This window comes from Serpens gallinarum (genome assembly GCF_014836765.1).
Taxonomy (GTDB): domain Bacteria; phylum Pseudomonadota; class Gammaproteobacteria; order Pseudomonadales; family Pseudomonadaceae; genus Serpens; species Serpens gallinarum.
On sequence record NZ_JACSQG010000002.1, the window covers coordinates 189,779 to 209,314 of the forward strand.

Consider the following 19,536-nt stretch of genomic DNA (forward strand, 5'->3'; position numbering starts at 1 on the left):
TGATCACTTGTCCTGGCGCAGGCTTTCTTTTGGATAAGAATGCTCGGACAGGCTGGACTGAGCGTTGTTTTGCGGATGCAGCGAGGGGCCGGAATAGTACGGTGCGGCGAATGACTTGGCGTCATCTCTTGCTGCCTGTTCATTGGACAGCACATGGTGTTTGCCGCCCACCCAGGCGGCAAACACCGGCGCAAAACACAGAATCCCGACGATGAAGGCTACCCAGGGCTTGGCCTTGGGAATACGGCGAAACGGGGATTCGACGATTTCCACAGTCAGAATGCCCAGCGCCAGTGTTGCAACAATGACCAGCAAACCTTGAGCCAGGCTCGGCGAGGCTGTGCCGAAGAATCGCTGAGCACAGATCAGCAGTGGCCAATGCCATAGATAAATCGCCAGAGCAGCATTGCCCAGATACGCCATATGCTGATTGGCCAGCCACCGGCTGAGGGGCACTGTCGCGCACCGTTGCCCGCCTGCCATGATCAATAGGGCTGTGGCCACGACAGGTAGGAGTGCCGCAATGCCAGGAAACGGCGCCTGAGGCGATATGACAAGGCCTGTGCTCACCAATAACGATAGTCCAGCGACTGTCGCTATTCTGACGCCGAGTTGGCCAAGATGAAGTAGCGGAACCAGCAAGGCGAGCAGCACGCCCGTGAAGAATTCCCACAGGCGGGCCGCCGTATGAAAATAGGCCGATGCCGGGTGGCTATGAGTGGCTGAAACCGAGTAGGCGAGGGAACCCAGGATGACTAGGATCACCCACAGCATCATCGGCCAGCGCACATGGAATATTCTGCTCAGGAACATGACGGGCCCCATGAGCAGCGGCAGCAGCAGATAAAACTGCATGTGCATGGAAACTGCCCAGAAGTGCTCGAAGGGGTTATGGAGAGAACGGTGCCAAGGCTCAATGCCGTTGCGTATAAGCTGCACATTTTCCAGATACACGGCGCTCAGCAACAGGTCATCAAGAGCGGCTCGCCACTCCGGCGGGGACAGGATGAAAGGCCCCAGCAAGAAGGTTGTCATGAGTACCAGATAGGTAGGAGGAGCGACACGCTTGATGATGCCCGCCCAGAAATGGAACGGCCGTAGGCTTTCTTCCTGGGCATACTGACGCAGCAGCACGCTGCCCATCAGAAAGCCGGACAGCACGAAAATCGCATCGATGCCGCCTGGTTCCTTATCGATCCAGATCTGATAGAAAACAATCAGGATGACAGCGCAGGCCCGCAGGCCGGGTAGATCCTCGCGATAATGATTTTCGGCATAGGGCCGGAAAGCATTCATCCCTCAAAGCTCCTGAATGCAGCGACAAATCGAAGGCGAGTTGGAATGCCACACGCAGTTGGAACTCGCGGAGCAACGGGCGACGGCACGCTGTACCGGCACGCTGAAAGATGGAGACGACTCTTGCGCGCAGAGAGGGTCCAGGGCGTGTTCAACGCTGCGGTATCGTTAATCCATAGTTTCCTCGGCCGGCGGTACGGTATCCGTTTTCGGATCGCCCTCGGGCAGCGGCACGATAGGCTGGGGCGACTGCTGGGACGCCGGGATGTCGGGCGGTGTGTTTTCGGGCATGAGGCCGTCCTCGGGCAGGGCGTCCTCCTCAGGCAGCGGTTGCGGCTCATCCGGCAAGCCCCGGCGATACAGAATTTCCTTGGTACCGCCTTCGCAACGGCCAACCGCCTGCCAGCCTGCCGCACCGCCTGGGTTGGCTATTTCCAGCTGATATTCGCGCACCCCCTTGGCTTCCAGCTTCGCTGCGATTTGCGCCTTGACCTCTTCACAGGGTGTGCCAACAGCCCCGAGTGCCGCTGACGCCAGCAGGGACAACCCCGCGGTTAGTAACAGTCGATACATGATGTGATTCCTTGTCTGGTGGTGGAGTGATCAACTGTTGGCGATTCGAAAGCCCACCTTGAGGGTGACCTGAAAATGACCCACCGCCCCGTTGACGATGTGACCCCGTGTGCCGACCACCTCAAACCATTCCATCAATTGCAGGCTTTTGCTCGCTTCGCCCAGCGCGTTGTTGATTGCGTCTTCAATGCTGGTTGAGGATGACCCGACCAGCTCGATCTGTTTGTAGGTGTGATGGTCCGACATGAGCGAGGCTCCTTGCTGTGGTTCGTCGCCGCGCAAGCGCAGCTTCAGAGGTTTAGAGCCAGAAGAGCATAGGAAACAGGCGGCGAACTGCCACGGTCACTCGTCCGACTTTGCTATCTGAAGGCTAGCCGAGCGCGCCTGGTTCGCCGGTTCGAAACCTTCACTCGCTGTTCTTGGCATCCTCGTTGATGAACCCTCCCACCTGCATGTTCCACACGGCAGCGAACAGCCCGCCCAGGCTGCGCAGCTCGCTGGGCGAGCCGTCTTCGACGATCTGGCCGTTCTTGAGCACCACAATGCGATCGAAACTGGACAGGGTGGACAGCCGATGCGCCACGGAGACCACCGTACGACCCATCATTAGTTTGGCCAATGCGGTCTGAATTTCACCCTCGGAACGCGTATCCAGCGCCGAGGTAGCCTCATCCAGAATCAGGATCGGTGCGTCCTTGAGAAACGCACGGGCGATGCCCAGACGCTGGCGTTGCCCGCCGGAGAGCATCACGCCGCGCTCGCCGACCAGGGTGTCGTAGCCCTTGGGCAATTCGCGGATAAAGGCATCGCAAAAGGCGTTGCGCGCCGCTTCGACCACTTCTGCATCGGTGGCCGAGGGCCGGCCGTAGCGGATGTTTTCACGAATGCTGCGGTTGAACAGTGCCGCCTCCTGCGGTACGACGGCCAGGCGGTCGCGCACGCTGTCCTGGCTGACTTCGCTGATATCCTGGCCATCGATCAGCACGGCGCCGCCCTGTACATCATCCAGGCGCTGGATCAACGCGAGCAGGGTGGACTTGCCGGCACCGGAGCGGCCGACGACGCCGACTTTCTGTCCGGCGGGTATGTGCAGATTGAAATCTTCGAAGACGATGCGTCCGCCTGGGTAGGCGAAGCGCACATTGCGAAACTCGATGTCCCCCTGTGCCAGGCTCAGGGCTGGCTTGGGGTCGTCTTGGCCATGGGGCTGGACAATGATCGCTAAGGTATCGGCGATGGCTGCCATTTGTTGCGTGGCATCCACCAAGGCCAGTGCCAGGTCTCGCGAGCCGTGCAGGATGCGGAACGTCAGTGCGCTGACCAGTACCACGTCGCCGGCTGTGACGCTGCCGAGCAGCCACAGCTCGACCGCCCAAATCAGCATACCGCCGGCCATCACGGCCAGGCAGATATCATGAATCACCCGGGCTTTTTCCAGGTACATCCAGCTGCGCCGCTGGGCAACGGCTTCCACGCCGATTTCCTCGGCCATGCGTCGCGCTTCCCGATCGCGCGCCGAGAAGGCCTTGATGGTCCAAACGTTGGACACCACATCCACCAGCTCACCGCCGACCCGCGCCGATTGTGCGGCGTAACGCTGATGCTTGGCGCGCCCGCGAATACCGAAGCCGGTGATCAGCGCTGCCACAAGGGCCACAAAAACCACCAGGGCCAGGGCCATGCCCGTATCCACGGTGAGCAGCACGATGACCGCGCCAATAAAATCCACACACGGCGGCATGATTTTCCAGGCCAGCCCCGCATAGATGGAGCCGGCCGCACCGCCGGTTGCGGAGATGCGATTGCCCAGTGCGCCGGCGAAATGTTTGGTGAAATAGCGCATGGGGTGGCCGGTCAGATGGCGAAACAGGTCCACGCGCAAATCCACGCAACTGGCGATCACCGTGCGGCAGCCCAGCCAACCGCCGACGCGCCATAGCAGGTTTTCCACGACAATCAGGCTGATGAAAAGCGTCAGTGGAAACCAGACGTGTGCCTGGCTGCGGTCGTTGACGGTCATCGCATCGACCAAAAGCTTCATGCCGTACTGCACCGCCACCGCGCAGCCGGCGGCGCCGAGGATCAGGGCGAACATGCCGCCGAAATGCCAGGGGCGCTGCTGCACATAGCGCCACAGAAAGGCCAGCGGTGTGGAGGGCAGCGGTGAGTCCCGCCTGGCCGCTGGGGCGTTGGCGTTCATGAGGTCAACGCCTGGCGGCTCGCGAGCAGGTGCTCGGCGAAGTACGCCTGCTGGGCCTTGAGTTCCTCGCCCAGCGGCGCATAAAGCGGTCGCTGGCCCTGGGCGTCGGCAAAGCCCAGCAAGCCCGCCGAGCAATGGCGGTCATCCACCCAGCCGGGGTAATCCAGGATGGGGTAGTAACAGATGCCTTCGATGGGAATGGTGCGCTGCAGGGCCAACTCGACCTGTTCGCAGACGTAGCGGAACCAGGCGGCCCGGCGCCCGATTTCGTCGCCTGTTTCGGCGATACAAAGAGGTCGCTGATAGCGCTGGTAAATCTCGCTGAGCATGCCGACCAAGGGTCGATAGCCTGGCTCGCCGCGCCAGAGCGTGCCGCCGCCCATGTACCACTGGTTATTGGAATAAAAGTTCACGCCGATGATGTCCAGGTACTCGGGCTTGCCGCCCAGTCCGGGCCATTGCCGGCCTGCCAGCATGTCCCAGGCCTGGAACTGGGAAAGTCGATACGCCTCGGCATCCGCCTGACTGGCCGCGCGTTTATCCCGGGGAACGACATGAATGAGCGGGTCCACCAGCACAAAGCGCGCCCGCGCATCGATCGCGCGGATCGCCTCGATGGCAGCGATGCTGGCCCGCACCAGTTGATGCTTGAGTTCGAGGCTGCGATCCAGCGCGCAGGGATTGAAATACCCCACCTCGCCACCGGCCCACGACCAGAAGGAAATCTCGTTGATCGGCACATAAAAAGGCACCTGATCACTCTCGTCGCGCACCTGTTGGGCCACTGCGGCGGCAAAGCGGGCGAAACGCTCGACGAAGGCGGGTTGCCAAATATCGATATCGTCCGGCCAACCGTAATGCCCCAGGTCCCAGATGACCTGCACGTCTTGTTGCTGGGCGGCGCGCAGCATGGGCAGAAAGCTGCTCCAGTCATAGTGGCCGGCCTGCTGTTCGACCAGGTGCCAGCGCACGCCGTCGCGTACCGTTTGCAGGCCCAGACGGCGCAACGTGGCGTAGTCCTCCGCGGCCCAGCGGTCATGGCCGGTGGACTGCAGCAGATCAAGGCGCCGGCCGTCGTCGCGCCGATGGGTCGAGCATTCGAAACCGCCCATGAAAAAACTTTTGAACAGACACGGTACGTACATCGAAACTCCGCTCAAGGCGCCCTCGCCAGGCGCTGTTCGGTTGAGAGTGGCGTGGGGGTGGCCTCTTCGATGCGTTTGTACAGCGCCAAGGCCTGGCCGATGACCTGATCCATGTTGTAGTACTTGTAGGTGCCCAGCCGACCGAGAAAGGTCACCCCCGGCGTGGCGTCAGCCAATGCCTGATAGCGCTTGTACAACTCGGCGTTTTCCGCACGGGGAATCGGGTAGTACGGATCGCCCTCGGCGCTGGGGTATTCATACGTGATGCTGGTTTTGGCGTGTTGCTGCCCGGTGAGGTGCTTGTATTCGGTGATTCGCGTGTAGGGGACCTTCTCGTCCGGGTAATTGACCACTGCCACCGGCTGCAACCATTCACGGTCCAGGGTTTCGTGGACGAACTTCAACGAGCGGTAGGGCAGCTTGCCGTAGCGATAGTCGAAATACTCATCGATGGGGCCGCAGAAGATCAGGTGGTCGTAGCGCACCTCGTCATGGATTTCCCGGTACGGGGTATTGAGCAGAAGGTGGATGTTCGGGTGCGCGAGCATTTTCTCGAACATGCGTGTGTAGCCGTGCAGGGGCATCATCTGGAAGGTGTCGGTGAAATACCGGTCATCGGTATTGGTGCGCGTCGGCACCCGCGCGGTCACCGAGCGGTCCAGCTGCGAGGGATCGAGCCCCCATTGCTTGCGGGTGTAGCCGCGAAAGAACTTTTCATAGAGTTCGCGGCCGATCTGATTGATCACCACATCCTCGCTGGTGCGGATATCCGCCACGGGTTCGGCGCGCCGGGCCAGCAATTCGGCGGCCTCGTCATCGGTGGCCAGATTCAGGTGATACAGCATGTTTAACGTGGTGCGGTTGATCGGGATCGGCACCAGTGCGCCATCGACCTGGCCAAGCACCCGGTGCTCGTAGGGGCGCCATTGCGTGAAGCGCGACAGGTAATCGACGATGCGTTGCGCATTGGTGTGGAAAATGTGCGGCCCATAACGGTGGATCAACACACCGGCCTCGTTGTATTCATCGTAGGCATTGCCACCGATATGCGCGCGCCGGTCGACGACCAGCACGCGCTTGTTCAGCCCCGCTGCCAAGCGTTCGGCGAGTACGCTGCCGGCAAAACCGGCACCGACGATCAGGTAGTCGAAGCCGTCCCGTTGTTTTCTGGTACTACCTCCGCCTGCGTTGCGACCTGTGTCCGGCGAGCTGTCCACCTTCACATCGCGCATTGGATTTTCTCCCGCATGGCAGACCAGGTCTTGTCCCACGACATATCGCCCAGAATGCGATCGGCGGCGGCCTGCAGGGCGGGCCGGTCGGCACTCAGCAGCAGGGCTTCTTCGATGGCTTCAACAAAGGCGGCGGCGCCATCGGCGATCAGCACCAGCTCACTGTTGCCGTAATGGCGCACCACATCGGTGATCGACGTCGACACCACAGGGCAGCCGCCGGCCAGGTATTCAGGGGTCTTGGTCGGACTGATGAAGCGCGTCGCCTCGTTCAACGCGAAAGGCATCAGGGCAACGTCCCAGCCGGCCAGATAGGCGGGCAGCTCGTCGTAGCGCTTGCCACCCAAATAATGGAGGTTGTCCCGCCGGGGCAGGCTGGCCGGGTCGATTTTTACCACGGGCCCAATCAGCACGATCTGCCAATGGGGGCGCATTACCGCGACCTGATCGATCAGCTCGAGGTCGAAACGCTCGTCAATCACGCCAAAAAAACCTAGCCGTGGGCTGGGTAGCTGCGCTTGATCGGCAGGCTGCTGCAGCGGCTGTCGGGCGGCGGCGAAGTGAGCGATGTCCACGCTGCTGGGCATCGGGTGCGCGTTGTCATGCAGGCGCCGCTTGGCCTCCCAGATGCTGTAGCCGCCGGTGAACACCACATCGGCACGCTTGAGCAGCGCCCGCTCGCATATCAGCAGCTCGGGTGGCGCACCGCGAAAGGCGGACAGCTCGTCCATGCAGTCGTAGACCACCAGTCGTGCCGGAAGGTGAGCGGAGAACGCCAGGCTCATGGGGGTGTAGTACCAGAGCAGCAGGTCTCTCGCTTCGTGCCGGGCCAAGTAGTCATCCAGCAAGCCCCGCTGCGCTTCAACCGTCATGGGCGTATTGCCTTGAAAGCGGTGAGGCAGGCGAGGCACCAGCACCGTCACGTTGCCGGGGTGTTCTTCGAGCCAGGGCTCGGCTTCTTCGCAGGGAACCGGCTCCTCCCAGAACAGCAGGCGATAGTCCTGGGCGAAACGCGACATAAGGTGCTGGGGGCGTTGATAGACAAATCCCCAGCGCAAATGAGAGAGGCATAACAGGGTCGGTTTTCGTGTCTCACAGGCTTCAACGCTGTACTGAGAAATCGCCGTGGATGGCTGAATGTGGGGTTGCGAAGGTCCGGCCCAACTCATAATGGAAAGCCTCCTAGGAGTGTGCGAGCGAGAGCAGTGGAAGGTGGCTTGTGAAGGCCTTGCAAAATGCCCAGTAAAGTTATGAATGAGCTTTGCACTTCGGGGTTCCCCGCCACCGATCCGATGTCGAGCCGGAGCGTTTATCCCGGTAACGGAACTTGAACGCTTGCCCTACCGTCGGAATTGTTGAAGCGGCTCGTTGGCCGAGCATCCCTTCAGGGACGTCGGCAGCAGTCATGTAGCCCTTTTTCGGTTGACCTGTTTGTAACGCTGGCGTGCTTCGGCATGCCTGGCGAGCCATTCGTGTGATCACAAAAAGGAGGCTGGCGATGATTCTGGTAACGGGTGGAGTGGGTTACATCGGGTCCCATGCGGTGCTGCAGTTGCTGCAGGCCGGGCACGACGTATTGGTACTGGACAATCTGTGCAACAGCTCACCCGTGGCCCTGCAGCGCGTCGCGCGACTGGCCGGGCGCGCGCCACGCTTCGTTCGCGGCGATGTTCGCAACCGCAACCTGCTCGACAAGCTGTTCAAGTCCTACCCGATCCAGGCCGTGATGCATTTCGCCGGGCTCAAGGCGGTCGGCGAAAGCGTGCGCGAACCGTTGCGCTACTTCGAGACCAACGTTGGCGGCAGCATTGCCTTGTGCCAGGCGATGGCCAAGGCGGAGGTCTTTCGTCTGATCTTCAGCTCCTCCGCCACGGTGTACGGTGAGCCGGACCGCTTGCCAATCAGCGAGCAATGCCCCACCGGCACGCCCACTAATCCCTACGGCCAATCCAAGCTGATGACGGAAAACGTGCTGAAGGGGCTGGCCCAGTCAGACCCACGCTGGTCGATCGGCTTGCTACGCTATTTCAATCCCATCGGCGCCCATGAGTCGGCGCTGATTGGCGAAGATCCCCATGGCGTACCCAACAACCTGCTGCCTTACATGCTGCAGGTGGCGGTTGGCCGGCTCGAGCGCCTGAATATCTATGGCAACGACTATCCGACCCCGGATGGCACGGGCGTGCGTGATTACATCCATGTACTGGATCTGGTGGACGGTCACCTCAAGGCCTTGCAGGCTCTGACCGAACGCAAAGGCACGCATATCTGGAACCTGGGCACCGGTCGGGGGTATTCAGTGCTGGAAATGCTCGAGGCCTTCGAGCAAGTCAGTGAAATCGCGCTGCCCTACGCGATCTTGCCGCGCCGGGCGGGTGATATTGCGCAATGCTGGGCCGATCCAGGCAAGGCCGCGCAAGAGCTGGGCTGGCAGGCCACCCGTGACTTGCGCTGCATGCTCACCGATGCCTGGCGCTGGCAGCGCTGCAACCCGCAGGGCTATGGGGTGGCTCCAATAAAGCCGGCCCTGGTCGCAGCCATGGGTGCGCAGTTGCCGGTGAAAACCGTGCCCGGCATGCCTTCTGTGGGAGGCTCGCCCTCGGGTCGAAGCTTTTCCAGCGCAGCCACGCACTCTAGGCCCTAGTGCCGCCTAAGCCAGCTCGTGCTGCAACCACTCCGCCAGTCGTTCGGCGCGCCGATCCAGGCGCCGCCGAGGCACCCACAGTGCCAGCTTGGCCGTGGTTTTCACAAAGCCCCAGGGGGCCAGTAAACGCCCGGCGGCGAGATCGTCAGCCACCAGTTGCTGCGGGGCAATGGCCACGCCCAGACCGGCCAAGGCCGCTTCCAGCAGGAAGTACAGGTGCTCAAAACCCTGCCCCAGACGGAGCGCCTGGACCGGCAGCGCCATGTTTCCCGCCCAGCTGGGCCACGCCTGAGGACGCGAGACGGTGTGCAGTAGCGTCTCGTCGAGCAGCGCGCTGGCCGGGGCACGGAGTAGGCGCTCGGCGTGGGGCAAGTGCGGACTGAACACCGGCCCGATGCGTTCGGCACTCAGCTCGTACACCTGCATATCCGCCGGCCACGGTGGTTCGTGGTACCACAGGGTGGCGTCCAGGCCCGGCTTGTTCGGGTCAAGCTCGCCTTCGCTGGCGGACACTTGCAAATGCAGGTCGGGCAGCTCGCGTTGCAAGCGATCCAGACGCGGAATGAACCAACGCGCCAGCAGGCTGCCGGGACACCCCAGCACAAACGGCGCCTCGGCGTTCTGCCGTTGCAGTTCCGCGCACACAGCCCCTACGCGTGCGAAGGCGTCACTGGCCACCTCGCTCAGGCGACTGCCGGCATCCGTGAGTTTTACGCCGCGCCCATCCTTGTGGAACACCGCCACGCCCAGATGCTCTTCCAAAACCCGGATCTGCCGACTGACCGCGCCATGGGTGACATTAAGCTCCTCAGCAGCTTGGCGAATACTGCCGTGGCGCGCGGCAACCTCAAATGCTCGCAGCGCATTGAGTGGTGGAAGTTCGGTGTTCATTGGTGAGTTTTCCTAACAGGTTGCAGCGATCTTATCGCTTTTTTAACCACCGCGGATTGGTTAAGGTTTGGCCATTCAGAAATCACTCTGCCCAGCAGGAGCCCACCATGACTTCATACCGCAGCGGTCCCGACGCTAAGGGGCTGTTTGGCCAGTTCGGCGGCCAGTACGTCGCCGAAACCCTGATGCCGTTGATTCACGACCTGGCCGCCGAATATGAAAAGGCCAAGAACGATCCGGCTTTCATCGAAGAGCTGGCCTATTTTCAGCGCGACTACATCGGCCGTCCGAGCCCGCTGTACTTCGCCGAGCGGCTGACCGAGTTCTGCGGCGGCGCAAAGATCTTCCTCAAGCGTGAAGAGCTGAACCACACCGGCGCGCACAAGATCAACAACTGCATCGGCCAGATCCTGCTGGCCAAGCGCATGGGCAAGCAGCGCATCATCGCCGAGACCGGCGCCGGCATGCACGGCGTGGCCACCGCCACCGTGGCGGCGCGCTTCGGCCTGAAGTGCGTGGTGTACATGGGTACCACCGACATCGACCGCCAGCAGGCCAACGTGTTTCGCATGCGCCTGCTGGGCGCCGAGGTGATTCCGGTCACCGCCGGCACCGGCACCCTCAAGGACGCCATGAACGAAGCCCTGCGCGACTGGGTGACCAACGTCCATGACACGTTCTACCTGATCGGCACTGCCGCCGGCCCGCACCCCTACCCGGCCATGGTGCGCGACTTCCAGGCCGTGATCGGCAAGGAAACCCGCGAACAGCTGCAGGAGAAGGAAGGCCGCCTGCCCGACAGCCTGATCGCCTGCATCGGCGGTGGCTCCAACGCCATTGGCCTGTTCCACCCGTTCCTCGATGATGAAAGCGTGCAGATCATTGGCGTCGAGGCCTCCGGCCACGGCATCGACACCGGCAAGCACGCCGCCAGCATGAACGGCGGCACTCCCGGCGTGCTGCACGGCAACCGCACCTTCCTGCTGCAGGATGCCGATGGCCAGATCGTCGACGCCCACTCGATCTCCGCCGGCCTCGACTATCCCGGCGTCGGCCCCGAGCACGCCTGGTTGCATGACATCGGCCGCGTCGAGTACGTGCCGATCAGCGACGACGAAGCCCTGAGCGCATTCCACCAGTGCTGCCGCCTGGAAGGCATCATCCCCGCCCTGGAGTCGTCCCACGCCCTGGCGGAAATGTTCAAGCGCGCGCCGCAGCTGCCCAAGGACCACCTGATGGTGGTCAACCTCTCCGGACGCGGCGACAAGGACATGCAGACCGTCATGCACTATCTCAATCTGGATGAACAAGCCGCCGAGGAGACTCGCCCATGAGCCGCCTGCAGACCCGCTTCGCCGAACTCAAGCAACAGAACCGCGCCGCGCTGGTGACCTTCCTCACCGCCGGCGACCCGGACTACGCCACCGCCCTGCAGATCCTCAAGGGCCTGCCCGAGGCCGGTGTGGACGTGATCGAACTGGGCATGCCGTTCACCGACCCGATGGCCGACGGCCCGGCGATTCAGCTGGCCAACATCCGCGCCCTGGGCAACGGCCAGAACCTGGCCAGGACCCTGCAAATGGTTCGGGAATTTCGCGAAGGCAACCAGACCACGCCGGTCGTGCTGATGGGTTATTTCAACCCGATCCACCACTATGGCGTAGCGCGCTTCGTGGCTGATGCCAAAGAGGCCGGCGTGGACGGCCTGATCGTGGTCGACCTGCCACCGGAGCACAACGCCGACCTGTGCGACCCGGCCCAGGCCGCCGGCATCGACTTCATCCGCCTGACCACCCCGACCACCGACGATGCGCGCCTGCCGGTGGTGCTCGAGAACAGTTCGGGCTTTGTCTACTACGTCTCGGTGGCCGGCGTCACCGGCGCCGGTTCGGCGAGCATGGATCAGGTGGAAGAAGCTGTCACCCGCCTGCGCCGCCACACCGACCTGCCGGTGTGCATCGGCTTCGGCATCCGCACCCCCGAGCACGCCGCCGAAGTGGCCAAGCGCGCCGACGGCGCGGTGGTGGGCTCGGCACTGGTCGATCGCATTGCCAAGGCGGAGTCGAAGGAACAGGCCGTCAACGACGTGCTGGCGCTGTGCCGCGAAATCGCCGACGGCGTGCATAACGCGCGCGGCTGACGGTTAGCCCACCGCCATGAAGAAAGCCGCTGCCGTTATGAGGCAGCGGCTTTTTTATGCCGCGTCATACGACTGCCTTCACGAGGGATCGGCAACATAGAGCTGCAGGCCGGACACGTTGCTTAACGCCACCGCGCCCCACAGCAAAACGGTGAGCAGCGTCAGCCAGGGATTGCTGGCCGTGACGCTCAGCATCAGCAGCACAGCGGCGAGCACCTCAAATGCGTAGAGACTGATCAGCAGGCCCGCCGAGGGCAGGTCGACGGCCAGATCACTGGCAGTGGGTAGCAGGCCGACGATGACGAACTCGGTCGTGCCGATGGCGAATGCGCTGAGGGTCAGCGCGAGAAGCGCAAGAGGCATTCAAAATGCTCCGGGATAGGATTGCATGGCGCGCATTATCCGGGCTGAACTCATGCGGAAAAGCTACCATAGGGCCTTTGATATTTGCCTTCGAGTCAACAATGAAGATCACCTTGGATGAAATGCTGGCGCTGACCCAAGTGGTTGACAGCGGCTCCATCAGCGCAGCGGCCGAGCGATTGGGACAAACCCCGTCGGGTGTCAGCCGCGCCCTGACCCGGCTGGAAGAAAAACTTGCCGTGACGCTTCTGCGCCGGACCACCCGGCGCCTGGAACTCACCGAGGAAGGCGAAGCCTTTTTGGCCCAGGCCCGACGCATTCTCGCCAGTGTCGAAGAGGCCGAGGAGCAGATGGCGTTGCGGCGGCAGAAACCGTCCGGACGCCTGCGCGTCAACACTGCTTCGCCCTTCATGCTGCATATGGTGGTGCCGCTGGTGGCCGGTTTTCGCCAGCGCTACCCAGAAATAACGCTGGAGTTGCACAGCAGCGAGCAATTCATCGACCTTCTTGAGGAGCGTACCGATGTGGCCATTCGGATTGGTGCGCTGACCGATTCCACCTTGCATGCCCGCCCCCTGTGCAGCAGCCGTCTACGCGTGCTGACCAGCCCGGACTATCTGAACAGGCGCGGCACGCCGCACACGGTGGCCGACCTGGCCGACCACAGCCTGCTCGGCTTCACCCAGCCTGAGGCGTTGAACCGCTGGCCTTTGCGCCATACCCTCGGCGAGGACTGGCCGGTTACCCCCAGCGTGCGCGCCTCCAGCGGCGAGACGCTGCGCCAATTGGCACTAGCGGGCGAAGGCCTGGTGTGTCTGTCGGATTTCATGAGCAGCATCGACCGTGCAGAAGGTCGGCTGGTCCAGGTGCTGACCGAGCAAACGGTACCGGCCAGCCAGCCCGTGCATGCGGTGTATTACCGCAACACCGCGCTGGCCTCGCGCATCACCTGCTTCCTGGATTACCTCAGCGAGCACCTGCCGCGTGAAATGGCGTAGGGGAGGGTTTTATTGCAGGCGTGACTGCCGTTTCGGTTAGAAAAGAACTGACGGAGGTCTTTAGGCTGAAGGCGCCCGCCGACGTTCTGCACCGCCATCAGAAGTCATAACGAGCTTTCGCGATGAACGTGTCGGAGCTGTAAGCAGACTTGCCGACGTAGTCCCAGCTCAGCCCCAGGCTCAATGCACCCAGGCGGTAATCCGCGCCCAGACCCACTTCATAGCTATTGCGCTTCGGTTTATTACCCGTGGTGACCAATGGCGTGTTGCCAAGCAGCAGCAAGGCCGTTGTCCCAGACTGATCGGCAACCAAATCACGGTACCCCATCAGCCTGATCTGCTGCACCATACTGCCCGGGCCAAGATCGAAGCTGCCGACCCAACGCAGCCCGGCGCCCAGCTCACCCACTTCATGACGCCGTTCGCCCGCTGCATAGCCGGTGCCCCGAATCTCGTCCGTATCGATACGCGCATAGCGCGCCGCCAGCCGCGGCTCGATTATCACGGAGCCTTGCAAAGCATAGCGATATCCTGCAGTTGCGTTCAGGCCCAACTGAGCGCTGTCGTATGCGGCTTTGCTTAGGTTATAGGCAATCCGCCGCTTCGATTCATGGTCGCTTCGGCCGTAGGAGATGCCGCCCACGACAAAGAAACTCTCTTGCTCGAAGCTGCTTTGCAACGTAACGAACTGGCTTTCGATGTCAGTTTCGTTGTCAGCGAGATTCACGTCGGTTGTCAGGCGGCGATAGGTGAGTCCCAGTTTCCATTGGTTGCTCAGAGCAGTGTCGAATCCCACGCCCACACCCCGTGTGCTGGCGTCATAACCTTGCAGGCCGGTGCGCTGCTTCTGACTGGCATCGCTGTACAGCATCTGAACCCAAACGGGTGCATTGCCAGACGTGGCCGTAGCGCCAAACGCCTGGGCCGAAAAGGTTGCGCCGATTGCGGTGAGGACCAGCAAGTTCGTGCGAAAACAGTTGAAAGCAGACATCCCTTGATTCCCTTGGGCGAATAAACCTTCTTGTGGCCAACGTTGAGTGCCCTGGCGACCAAGTCAGGCTCAATAATGGCTATGCGCCATATTTGCAGTCTGGGAAGCCTAATGAAAATCACGGCAAGGGACAAATGGATACGCCAATCTGATGTTCAGACCGGACACTGAAACACAAAACCCCCGGAGGGCCGGGGTTTAATTGCGCAGTAGTCCGTCAGGCCGCAGTCGACCCATGCCCATGGGTGACCGGTGCTGTTTCTTCCTCTGGCGCGAATTTGGACAGGATGTGCGCCTTCATGCTGCGCGCCAGCTCCTCCTCGTCGAAGAACACCGTGCCCAGGTTGTCCTTGCGGAAGATCTCCGCCGCGTCCGGGCTGTGGGTGCGGATCACCACCTCGATGTCTGGGTTGAGCGTGCGGGCGATTTCCACCATGCGTTGCACATTCATCGGGTCCGGAGTGGCGATCACCAGCATCGCCGCTGTGCTGATATGGGCCTGGATCAGGGTGGCCGGGTCCGTGGAGTCGCCGCTCACCGCAGGCACGCCTTCGCTGCGGATTTTCTCCACGTATTCGCGGTTCTGCTCGACCACCACGAAGGGGATATGCCGGCGCGCCAAAGAGCCACAGATGCGCCGGCCGACGCGGCCGTGGCCGACGACGACCACCTGACCTTCCAGGTATTTGCGCTCGGTACTCATCGGCAACACTGCCAGTGGGTCTTCGCGGTGTTCCAGCTTGCGGGCGAAGGACGAACGACGCAGCGCCCAGGCCTTGAGCGGCTTGACCAGGCCGAACATCACCGGGTTCAGGGCAATGGAAATCAGTGCTCCGGCCAGTACCAGGCTCACGCCTTCTGCTGGCATCAGGCCCAGCGACAGGCCGAGACCGGCCAGAATGAAGGAGAACTCGCCAATTTGCGCCAGGCTGGCGGCGACGGTCAGCGCCGTATTGAGCGGATAACGGAAAGCCAGCACCAGCGCGGCGGCTGCCAGGGTCTTGCCGAAGACAATAATGGCGACCACGGCCAGTACATGCAGCGGTTCGTCGAGCAGCACCTGAGGATCGAAGAGCATGCCGACCGAGACGAAGAACAGTACGGCGAAGGCATCGCGCAGCGGCAGGGATTCGCTGGCAGCACGGTGGCTGAGGTCAGACTCGCGCATCACCATGCCGGCAAAGAAGGCGCCAAGGGCGAAGGACACCGAAAACAGCGCGGCGGCGCCATAGGCGATGCCGATAGCAGCGGCAATCACCGCCAGGGTGAACAGTTCGCGCGAGCCGGTCTTGGCGACTTGCAGCAGCATCCACGGCAGGATGCGCCGACCGGCAATCAGCATCACGGCGACAAAGCCGGACACCAGCAGCAGGGTTTTGCCCAGGCTGTACCAGATCGATTCACCGCCATTGTCCACCACGGTACCGCCCAGCACGCCGGCCAGGGGAGGCAGCATGACCAACACCAGAACGGTAGCCAGATCCTCGACCACTAGCCAGCCCACGGCAATTCGCCCGTTCATCGAGTCGAGAATGCCGCGTGACTCCAGTGCCTTGAGCAGCACCACGGTACTGGCGCACGACAGCGACAGGCCGAAGATCAGTCCGGCACCGATACTCCAGCCCCACCAGTGGGCGACAGCCATGCCAAGCAGCGTGGCCAGACTCATCTGCACCACCGCGCCAGGCAAGGCGATTTTCTTCACCGCCAGCAAGTCATCGAGGGAGAAATGCAGGCCGACGCCGAACATCAGCAGCATGACGCCTATTTCGGAAAGCTGTGAGGCCAGCTCGATGTCAGCGACAAAACCCGGCGTGGACGGACCGAGCAAAATACCGGCGAACAGGTAACCAATCAGTGCCGGGAGCTTCAGCTTCTCGGCGATGAAGCCGAAGATCAGGGCCAGGCCGAAGCCCCCGGCCAGGGTGGTGATAAGCGAGATGTTATGTTCCATCAAGGTTCCTGTGTGAGGGCCACGGGCGGCCGAAAGCCGGTCAACATGGCGTGACTAACTAAAAAAATTAAAAGACGCCGAATAGGCCGGAGCATTCGAGGCGCAACAGCCAGGCCGCACACCCGATGTCCCAGGCAGTAGCCCAGGCGCGAAGGAAAGGACCTACGACAGGGTCAGCTCATTGGACAAAAAAATGCAGGGACGGGTCACTGGAAATAGAGCCTTCCAGTAACGGCTGCCTAGGATATTTCGGGGGATAAGTGTCGTAAAGGCGAAATTTTGTGGCGCTTTTAGACAATCTGCGAGCGCCATGTGGCGCCCAACTATGGAGCGCAAGGCATGTTTGTCGGCGGGGATCGTTGCGCTGAGTGGATCGAATGTATCGTCAGCGGCGGCGCCCCGTTGAGGGCAGCGCCGCCAAGGAAACCAGGGTTTCTTTCAGATCGCCTCGGCCGTTTCGGCCTCGGTATCCGGGCGTTTGGCATAGCGCTGGGCAAGTACTGCGCACACCATCAGCTGAATCTGGTGAAAGATCATCAGCGGCAGGATCAGCGTACCAATGGCGCCGCCGGCAAACAGCACCTGGGCCATGGGTACGCCGGTGGCCATGCTCTTTTTCGAGGCGCCGAACAACAAGGTGATGCGGTCCTCCTGATTCAGGCCCATGCGCCGGCCGATGAATTCGACGATCACCAGCACCAGCGCCAGGAACAGCGTGCAGACCACACAGAGAATCAGCAGGCGGGGCATCGGGATCAAGTCCCAGATGCCGCCGATCACCGCCGCGCTGAACGCCGTGTAGACCACCAGCAGGATTGAGCCCTGGTCGACCCAGCGCAGCCATCTGATGTTGCGCGCCACCCAGTTGCCAATCAACGGACGCATCAGCTGCCCGGCGATGAACGGCACCAGCAGTTGCAAGACGATCTTGCCAATGGCATCCAGCGTTGAGCCGCCCTGACCTTCCACGTCCATCAGCAGCATGACCAGCAAGGGCGTGAGGAAGATGCCCAGCAGGCTGGATGCTGCGGCGCTGCAGATTGCTGCGGGAATATTGCCCCGTGCCAGCGACGTGAAGGCAATGGCCGACTGCACGGTAGCCGGCAGTGCGCACAGATACAGCATGCCCAGATACAGCTCGTTGCCCAGCAGCGGGAACAGCAGCGGTTTGAGCGCCAGGCCCAGCATGGGGAACAGTATGAAGGTGCACCCAAAGATCAGCAGGTGCAGGCGCCAGTGGGTGGCGCCGGAAATGATCGCCTCTCGCGATAGCTTCGCACCGTGCAGGAAAAACAGCAGGGCAATGGCCAGGTTGGTGATCCACTCGAAGGCCACGGCGCCCTGGCCGCTGGCGGGCAGGAAGGTAGCGAGTAGCACCACGCCAATCAGAATCTGGGTGTAGGCATCGGGAATGAAACGGGACAGCGCCATGATTGTTCTCGTAGTTGCGGGCGAGTGACGGCGCACACTACCCTGTTCGCCTCTTGCCGACTAACGCCAATGAGCCCACTAATGTCGACTAAAGGACAAGACTACGCCGTGCGCAGCAGTCTTTTCGAGCTGAAACGTTTGCCGCGCCCACTGTACGGACAGGTCGAATCGCTGCCCAATCGGGCGCTTACCTACCAGCACAGCCATCCGTGGGTGCAACTCTCCTATGCCACCCAGGGGGTGCTGGAAGTGCAGACCCGCGCCGGGCGCTTCATCGCGCCGCCGCAGCGGGCGGTATGGGTACCCGCGGGCATGCCGCACCGGGTGTTCAGCACGCCGCAAACGGAAATGCGCAGCCTGTATCTGGAATGCAATGTGACCACATGGGCACCGCCGAGCTGCCGGGTGCTAGAGGTCAGCCCGCTACTGCGGGAACTGATTCGTACCTTCAGTCTGCTGCCGGAGGATTATGACGAAGAGGGTGCAGCGGGACGGCTGGCGCAGGTGCTGCTCGACCAATTGGCTAGCGCCGCAGAAGTCGATCTGGCTCTGCCGCTGCCCCAGGACAAACGTTTGCGACAGATCTGTCGCAACCTGCAGGCCCACCCGGAGCAGCAGACCACCCTGGGCGACTGGGGCCTGCAGCTAGGGGTGTCGGAAAAGACCCTGAGCCGTCTGTTCTTGCGCGAGACCGGGCTGAGTTTTCGCGCCTGGCGCCAGCGTCTGCGCTTGCTCGGTGCGTTGGCGCCGCTGGAACGCGGTGAACGGGTCACCGACGTGGCACTGGCCTGCGGTTACGACTCAACCTCGGCATTCATCGCCGCGTTTCGCCAGCTGTTCGACTGCACGCCAGGGGAGTTTTTTCGCGAAACCTGAGCCTACCGTCAGTGAGGCAAACGCACCAGCCGCTCGGCATAACCGTCCTGATCGCTGCCGTCCAGCATCAGCCGACCCTGGGCTGCCAGTGCCCGGGCACGCCAGTAAAGAAACACATCAGTAGGAAAAAAGCCGTCGCAGCGGGCCATGACCTCGGCCATGGCGCGCGCCAACGGCTGCCACTCAGCGGAACAGGCGGCCAGCAGCGGCTCGTCGATATAGGCAGGGGCAACCGATTGAAAACGCCCGGCGCGCCACAGGCGGATCGGTGCGTTGTCGTTCACGAGGACTTGCCACTGCGCGGCCAATTGCTGGCGGCGGGACGCGTCGAGCCGGTGGTGGTGTTGATAGAGGTCGACCAGTTGGTCCGGGCGGCGCAGGGAGACCGTCCGACGCGGCGGCAACTGTGGATTGCCACAGGCCACCTCCCACAATTCGACCGGCGAACCCGCCAGGGCCTGGGCCAGCCGCGCCAGCAGCAACTGCTCGGAGCAGCTGTCACCGTGCCAGACCGTCACGGCTCGGCTGCCGTGCGCCAACCCGCTTAGCCAGTGCGCTTCGCAGACCAGCTCACCGGCAAAATCCGGCATCGGTTGGAGCGATACCGGCCAGAGCGCCTGCCAGTAGGCAATCCGCTGGGCACAGGGCGGTTGGTCGATATCGCTCAGCGGCCCGACGGCGAGATCATCGTGCAGCACCCGTAGCGACTGCGCCGCGATGTCCGCGCCGAGCGCGTGGGTCACGCCCTCGACCGCCAGATCTTCGCATACCAGATGCCACATGACAGGCCTGTCTAAACCCG

Annotated in this window: 16 protein-coding genes and 2 pseudogenes; 5 read left to right on the forward strand and 13 right to left on the reverse strand. The window is 62.2% G+C overall.

The genetic code is table 11. The features are described from left to right. Positions 1 to 3: 3 nt before the first annotated feature. The 7 genes and pseudogenes from H9642_RS06120 to H9642_RS06150 all read right to left on the reverse strand — a co-directional run bounded on the left by H9642_RS06120 (position 4) and on the right by H9642_RS06150 (position 7,615). The gene (locus tag H9642_RS06120; RefSeq protein WP_251835540.1) at positions 4 to 1,296 is read right to left on the reverse strand and encodes an acyltransferase family protein; all 1,293 of its coding nucleotides are present in this window, start codon (positions 1,294 to 1,296) and stop codon (positions 4 to 6) included. A 348-nt stretch (positions 1,297 to 1,644) separates the two neighbouring features. After that, positions 1,645 to 1,869 (reverse strand): annotated as a pseudogene (locus H9642_RS06125) (DUF1161 domain-containing protein); the annotation flags it as partial. 30 nt (positions 1,870 to 1,899) lie between these two features. Then, a complete protein-coding gene (locus H9642_RS06130; protein ID WP_251835541.1) occupies positions 1,900 to 2,115 on the reverse strand; it encodes a dodecin in 216 nt (71 codons plus the stop codon). A gap of 160 nt (positions 2,116 to 2,275) precedes the next feature. After that, the gene (locus tag H9642_RS06135; protein ID WP_251835542.1) at positions 2,276 to 4,069 is read right to left on the reverse strand and encodes an ABC transporter ATP-binding protein; all 1,794 of its coding nucleotides are present in this window, start codon (positions 4,067 to 4,069) and stop codon (positions 2,276 to 2,278) included. Then, positions 4,066 to 5,214, reverse strand: a complete 1,149-nt coding sequence (locus H9642_RS06140) for a family 1 glycosylhydrolase (protein WP_251835543.1) — start codon at positions 5,212 to 5,214, stop codon at positions 4,066 to 4,068. The genes H9642_RS06135 and H9642_RS06140 overlap by 4 nt, the downstream gene beginning before the upstream one ends. An 11-nt stretch (positions 5,215 to 5,225) precedes the next feature. Next, a complete protein-coding gene (gene glf, locus H9642_RS06145) occupies positions 5,226 to 6,446 on the reverse strand; it encodes a UDP-galactopyranose mutase (protein ID WP_251835544.1) in 1,221 nt (406 codons plus the stop codon). Continuing rightward, on the reverse strand, positions 6,434 to 7,615 hold the full coding sequence (locus H9642_RS06150) for a glycosyltransferase family 1 protein (RefSeq protein ID WP_251835545.1): 1,182 nt from the start codon (positions 7,613 to 7,615) through the stop codon (positions 6,434 to 6,436). The genes glf and H9642_RS06150 overlap by 13 nt, the downstream gene beginning before the upstream one ends. Positions 7,616 to 7,944: 329 nt before the next feature. Between H9642_RS06150 and galE the strand changes: the two genes are divergently transcribed. Beyond that, positions 7,945 to 9,090, forward strand: a complete 1,146-nt coding sequence (gene galE / locus H9642_RS06155; protein WP_251835546.1) for a UDP-glucose 4-epimerase GalE — start codon at positions 7,945 to 7,947, stop codon at positions 9,088 to 9,090. A 6-nt stretch (positions 9,091 to 9,096) separates the two neighbouring features. Here the strand turns inward: galE and H9642_RS06160 are convergent, their stop codons facing one another. Further along, a complete protein-coding gene (locus tag H9642_RS06160; protein WP_251835547.1) occupies positions 9,097 to 9,981 on the reverse strand; it encodes a LysR family transcriptional regulator in 885 nt (294 codons plus the stop codon). Positions 9,982 to 10,088: 107 nt separating this feature from the next. Here H9642_RS06160 and trpB point away from each other — a divergent pair, with 107 nt between their 5' ends. Together trpB and trpA are read left to right on the forward strand one after the other, a co-directional pair. Beyond that, positions 10,089 to 11,315: a tryptophan synthase subunit beta gene (gene trpB, locus H9642_RS06165; RefSeq protein ID WP_251835548.1), complete on the forward strand. Its 1,227-nt coding sequence runs from the start codon at positions 10,089 to 10,091 to the stop codon at positions 11,313 to 11,315. Continuing rightward, positions 11,312 to 12,121: a tryptophan synthase subunit alpha gene (gene trpA, locus H9642_RS06170; protein WP_251835549.1), complete on the forward strand. Its 810-nt coding sequence runs from the start codon at positions 11,312 to 11,314 to the stop codon at positions 12,119 to 12,121. The genes trpB and trpA overlap by 4 nt, the downstream gene beginning before the upstream one ends. 212 nt (positions 12,122 to 12,333) lie before the next feature. On the opposite strand, the pseudogene H9642_RS06175 reads toward trpA, so the two are convergent. Beyond that, positions 12,334 to 12,484: pseudogene (locus H9642_RS06175) on the reverse strand (MFS transporter); the annotation flags it as partial. Between the two features lie 101 nt (positions 12,485 to 12,585). On the opposite strand from H9642_RS06175, the gene H9642_RS06180 reads away from it, so the two are divergent. Continuing rightward, positions 12,586 to 13,482, forward strand: coding sequence for a LysR family transcriptional regulator (locus tag H9642_RS06180; RefSeq protein WP_251835550.1), 897 nt, complete (start codon positions 12,586 to 12,588; stop codon positions 13,480 to 13,482). A gap of 97 nt (positions 13,483 to 13,579) precedes the next feature. Here H9642_RS06180 and H9642_RS06185 read toward each other — a convergent pair whose 3' ends face one another. From H9642_RS06185 to H9642_RS06195, 3 genes are all read right to left on the reverse strand, one after another. After that, positions 13,580 to 14,473, reverse strand: a complete 894-nt coding sequence (locus H9642_RS06185) for an autotransporter outer membrane beta-barrel domain-containing protein (RefSeq protein WP_251835551.1) — start codon at positions 14,471 to 14,473, stop codon at positions 13,580 to 13,582. A gap of 217 nt (positions 14,474 to 14,690) precedes the next feature. Continuing rightward, entirely contained in the window at positions 14,691 to 16,427 is a 1,737-nt protein-coding gene (locus H9642_RS06190) for a cation:proton antiporter (RefSeq protein WP_251835552.1), read from the reverse strand. 438 nt (positions 16,428 to 16,865) lie between these two features. After that, positions 16,866 to 17,858 (reverse strand): bile acid:sodium symporter family protein, encoded by a 993-nt coding sequence (locus tag H9642_RS06195; RefSeq protein ID WP_251835553.1) that lies wholly within the window; start codon positions 17,856 to 17,858, stop codon positions 16,866 to 16,868. Between the two features lie 81 nt (positions 17,859 to 17,939). Between H9642_RS06195 and H9642_RS06200 the strand changes: the two genes are divergently transcribed. Further along, complete coding sequence (locus tag H9642_RS06200) at positions 17,940 to 18,734, forward strand: AraC family transcriptional regulator (RefSeq protein WP_251835554.1); 795 nt, start codon at positions 17,940 to 17,942, stop codon at positions 18,732 to 18,734. Positions 18,735 to 18,742: 8 nt separating this feature from the next. On the opposite strand, the gene H9642_RS06205 is transcribed toward H9642_RS06200, so the two are convergent. Next, positions 18,743 to 19,516 carry a DUF3658 domain-containing protein gene (locus tag H9642_RS06205; RefSeq protein WP_251835555.1) on the reverse strand — a complete coding sequence of 258 codons (774 nt, stop codon included), beginning with the start codon at positions 19,514 to 19,516 and terminating at the stop codon, positions 18,743 to 18,745. Positions 19,517 to 19,536 lie beyond the last annotated feature (20 nt).

Bases quoted from the DNA above. Each gene is read 5' to 3' on its own strand.
- H9642_RS06120 (WP_251835540.1), bottom strand. From the start codon at position 1,296: ATGAATGCTTTCCGGCCCTATGCCGAAAATCATTATCGCGAGGATCTA.
- H9642_RS06130 (WP_251835541.1), bottom strand. From the start codon at position 2,115: ATGTCGGACCATCACACCTACAAACAGATCGAGCTGGTCGGGTCATCC.
- H9642_RS06135 (WP_251835542.1), bottom strand. From the start codon at position 4,069: ATGAACGCCAACGCCCCAGCGGCCAGGCGGGACTCACCGCTGCCCTCC.
- H9642_RS06140 (WP_251835543.1), bottom strand. From the start codon at position 5,214: ATGTACGTACCGTGTCTGTTCAAAAGTTTTTTCATGGGCGGTTTCGAA.
- glf (WP_251835544.1), bottom strand. From the start codon at position 6,446: ATGCGCGATGTGAAGGTGGACAGCTCGCCGGACACAGGTCGCAACGCA.
- H9642_RS06150 (WP_251835545.1), bottom strand. From the start codon at position 7,615: ATGAGTTGGGCCGGACCTTCGCAACCCCACATTCAGCCATCCACGGCG.
- galE (WP_251835546.1), top strand. From the start codon at position 7,945: ATGATTCTGGTAACGGGTGGAGTGGGTTACATCGGGTCCCATGCGGTG.
- H9642_RS06160 (WP_251835547.1), bottom strand. From the start codon at position 9,981: ATGAACACCGAACTTCCACCACTCAATGCGCTGCGAGCATTTGAGGTT.
- trpB (WP_251835548.1), top strand. From the start codon at position 10,089: ATGACTTCATACCGCAGCGGTCCCGACGCTAAGGGGCTGTTTGGCCAG.
- trpA (WP_251835549.1), top strand. From the start codon at position 11,312: ATGAGCCGCCTGCAGACCCGCTTCGCCGAACTCAAGCAACAGAACCGC.
- H9642_RS06180 (WP_251835550.1), top strand. From the start codon at position 12,586: ATGAAGATCACCTTGGATGAAATGCTGGCGCTGACCCAAGTGGTTGAC.
- H9642_RS06185 (WP_251835551.1), bottom strand. From the start codon at position 14,473: ATGTCTGCTTTCAACTGTTTTCGCACGAACTTGCTGGTCCTCACCGCA.
- H9642_RS06190 (WP_251835552.1), bottom strand. From the start codon at position 16,427: ATGGAACATAACATCTCGCTTATCACCACCCTGGCCGGGGGCTTCGGC.
- H9642_RS06195 (WP_251835553.1), bottom strand. From the start codon at position 17,858: ATGGCGCTGTCCCGTTTCATTCCCGATGCCTACACCCAGATTCTGATT.
- H9642_RS06200 (WP_251835554.1), top strand. From the start codon at position 17,940: ATGTCGACTAAAGGACAAGACTACGCCGTGCGCAGCAGTCTTTTCGAG.
- H9642_RS06205 (WP_251835555.1), bottom strand. From the start codon at position 19,516: ATGTGGCATCTGGTATGCGAAGATCTGGCGGTCGAGGGCGTGACCCAC.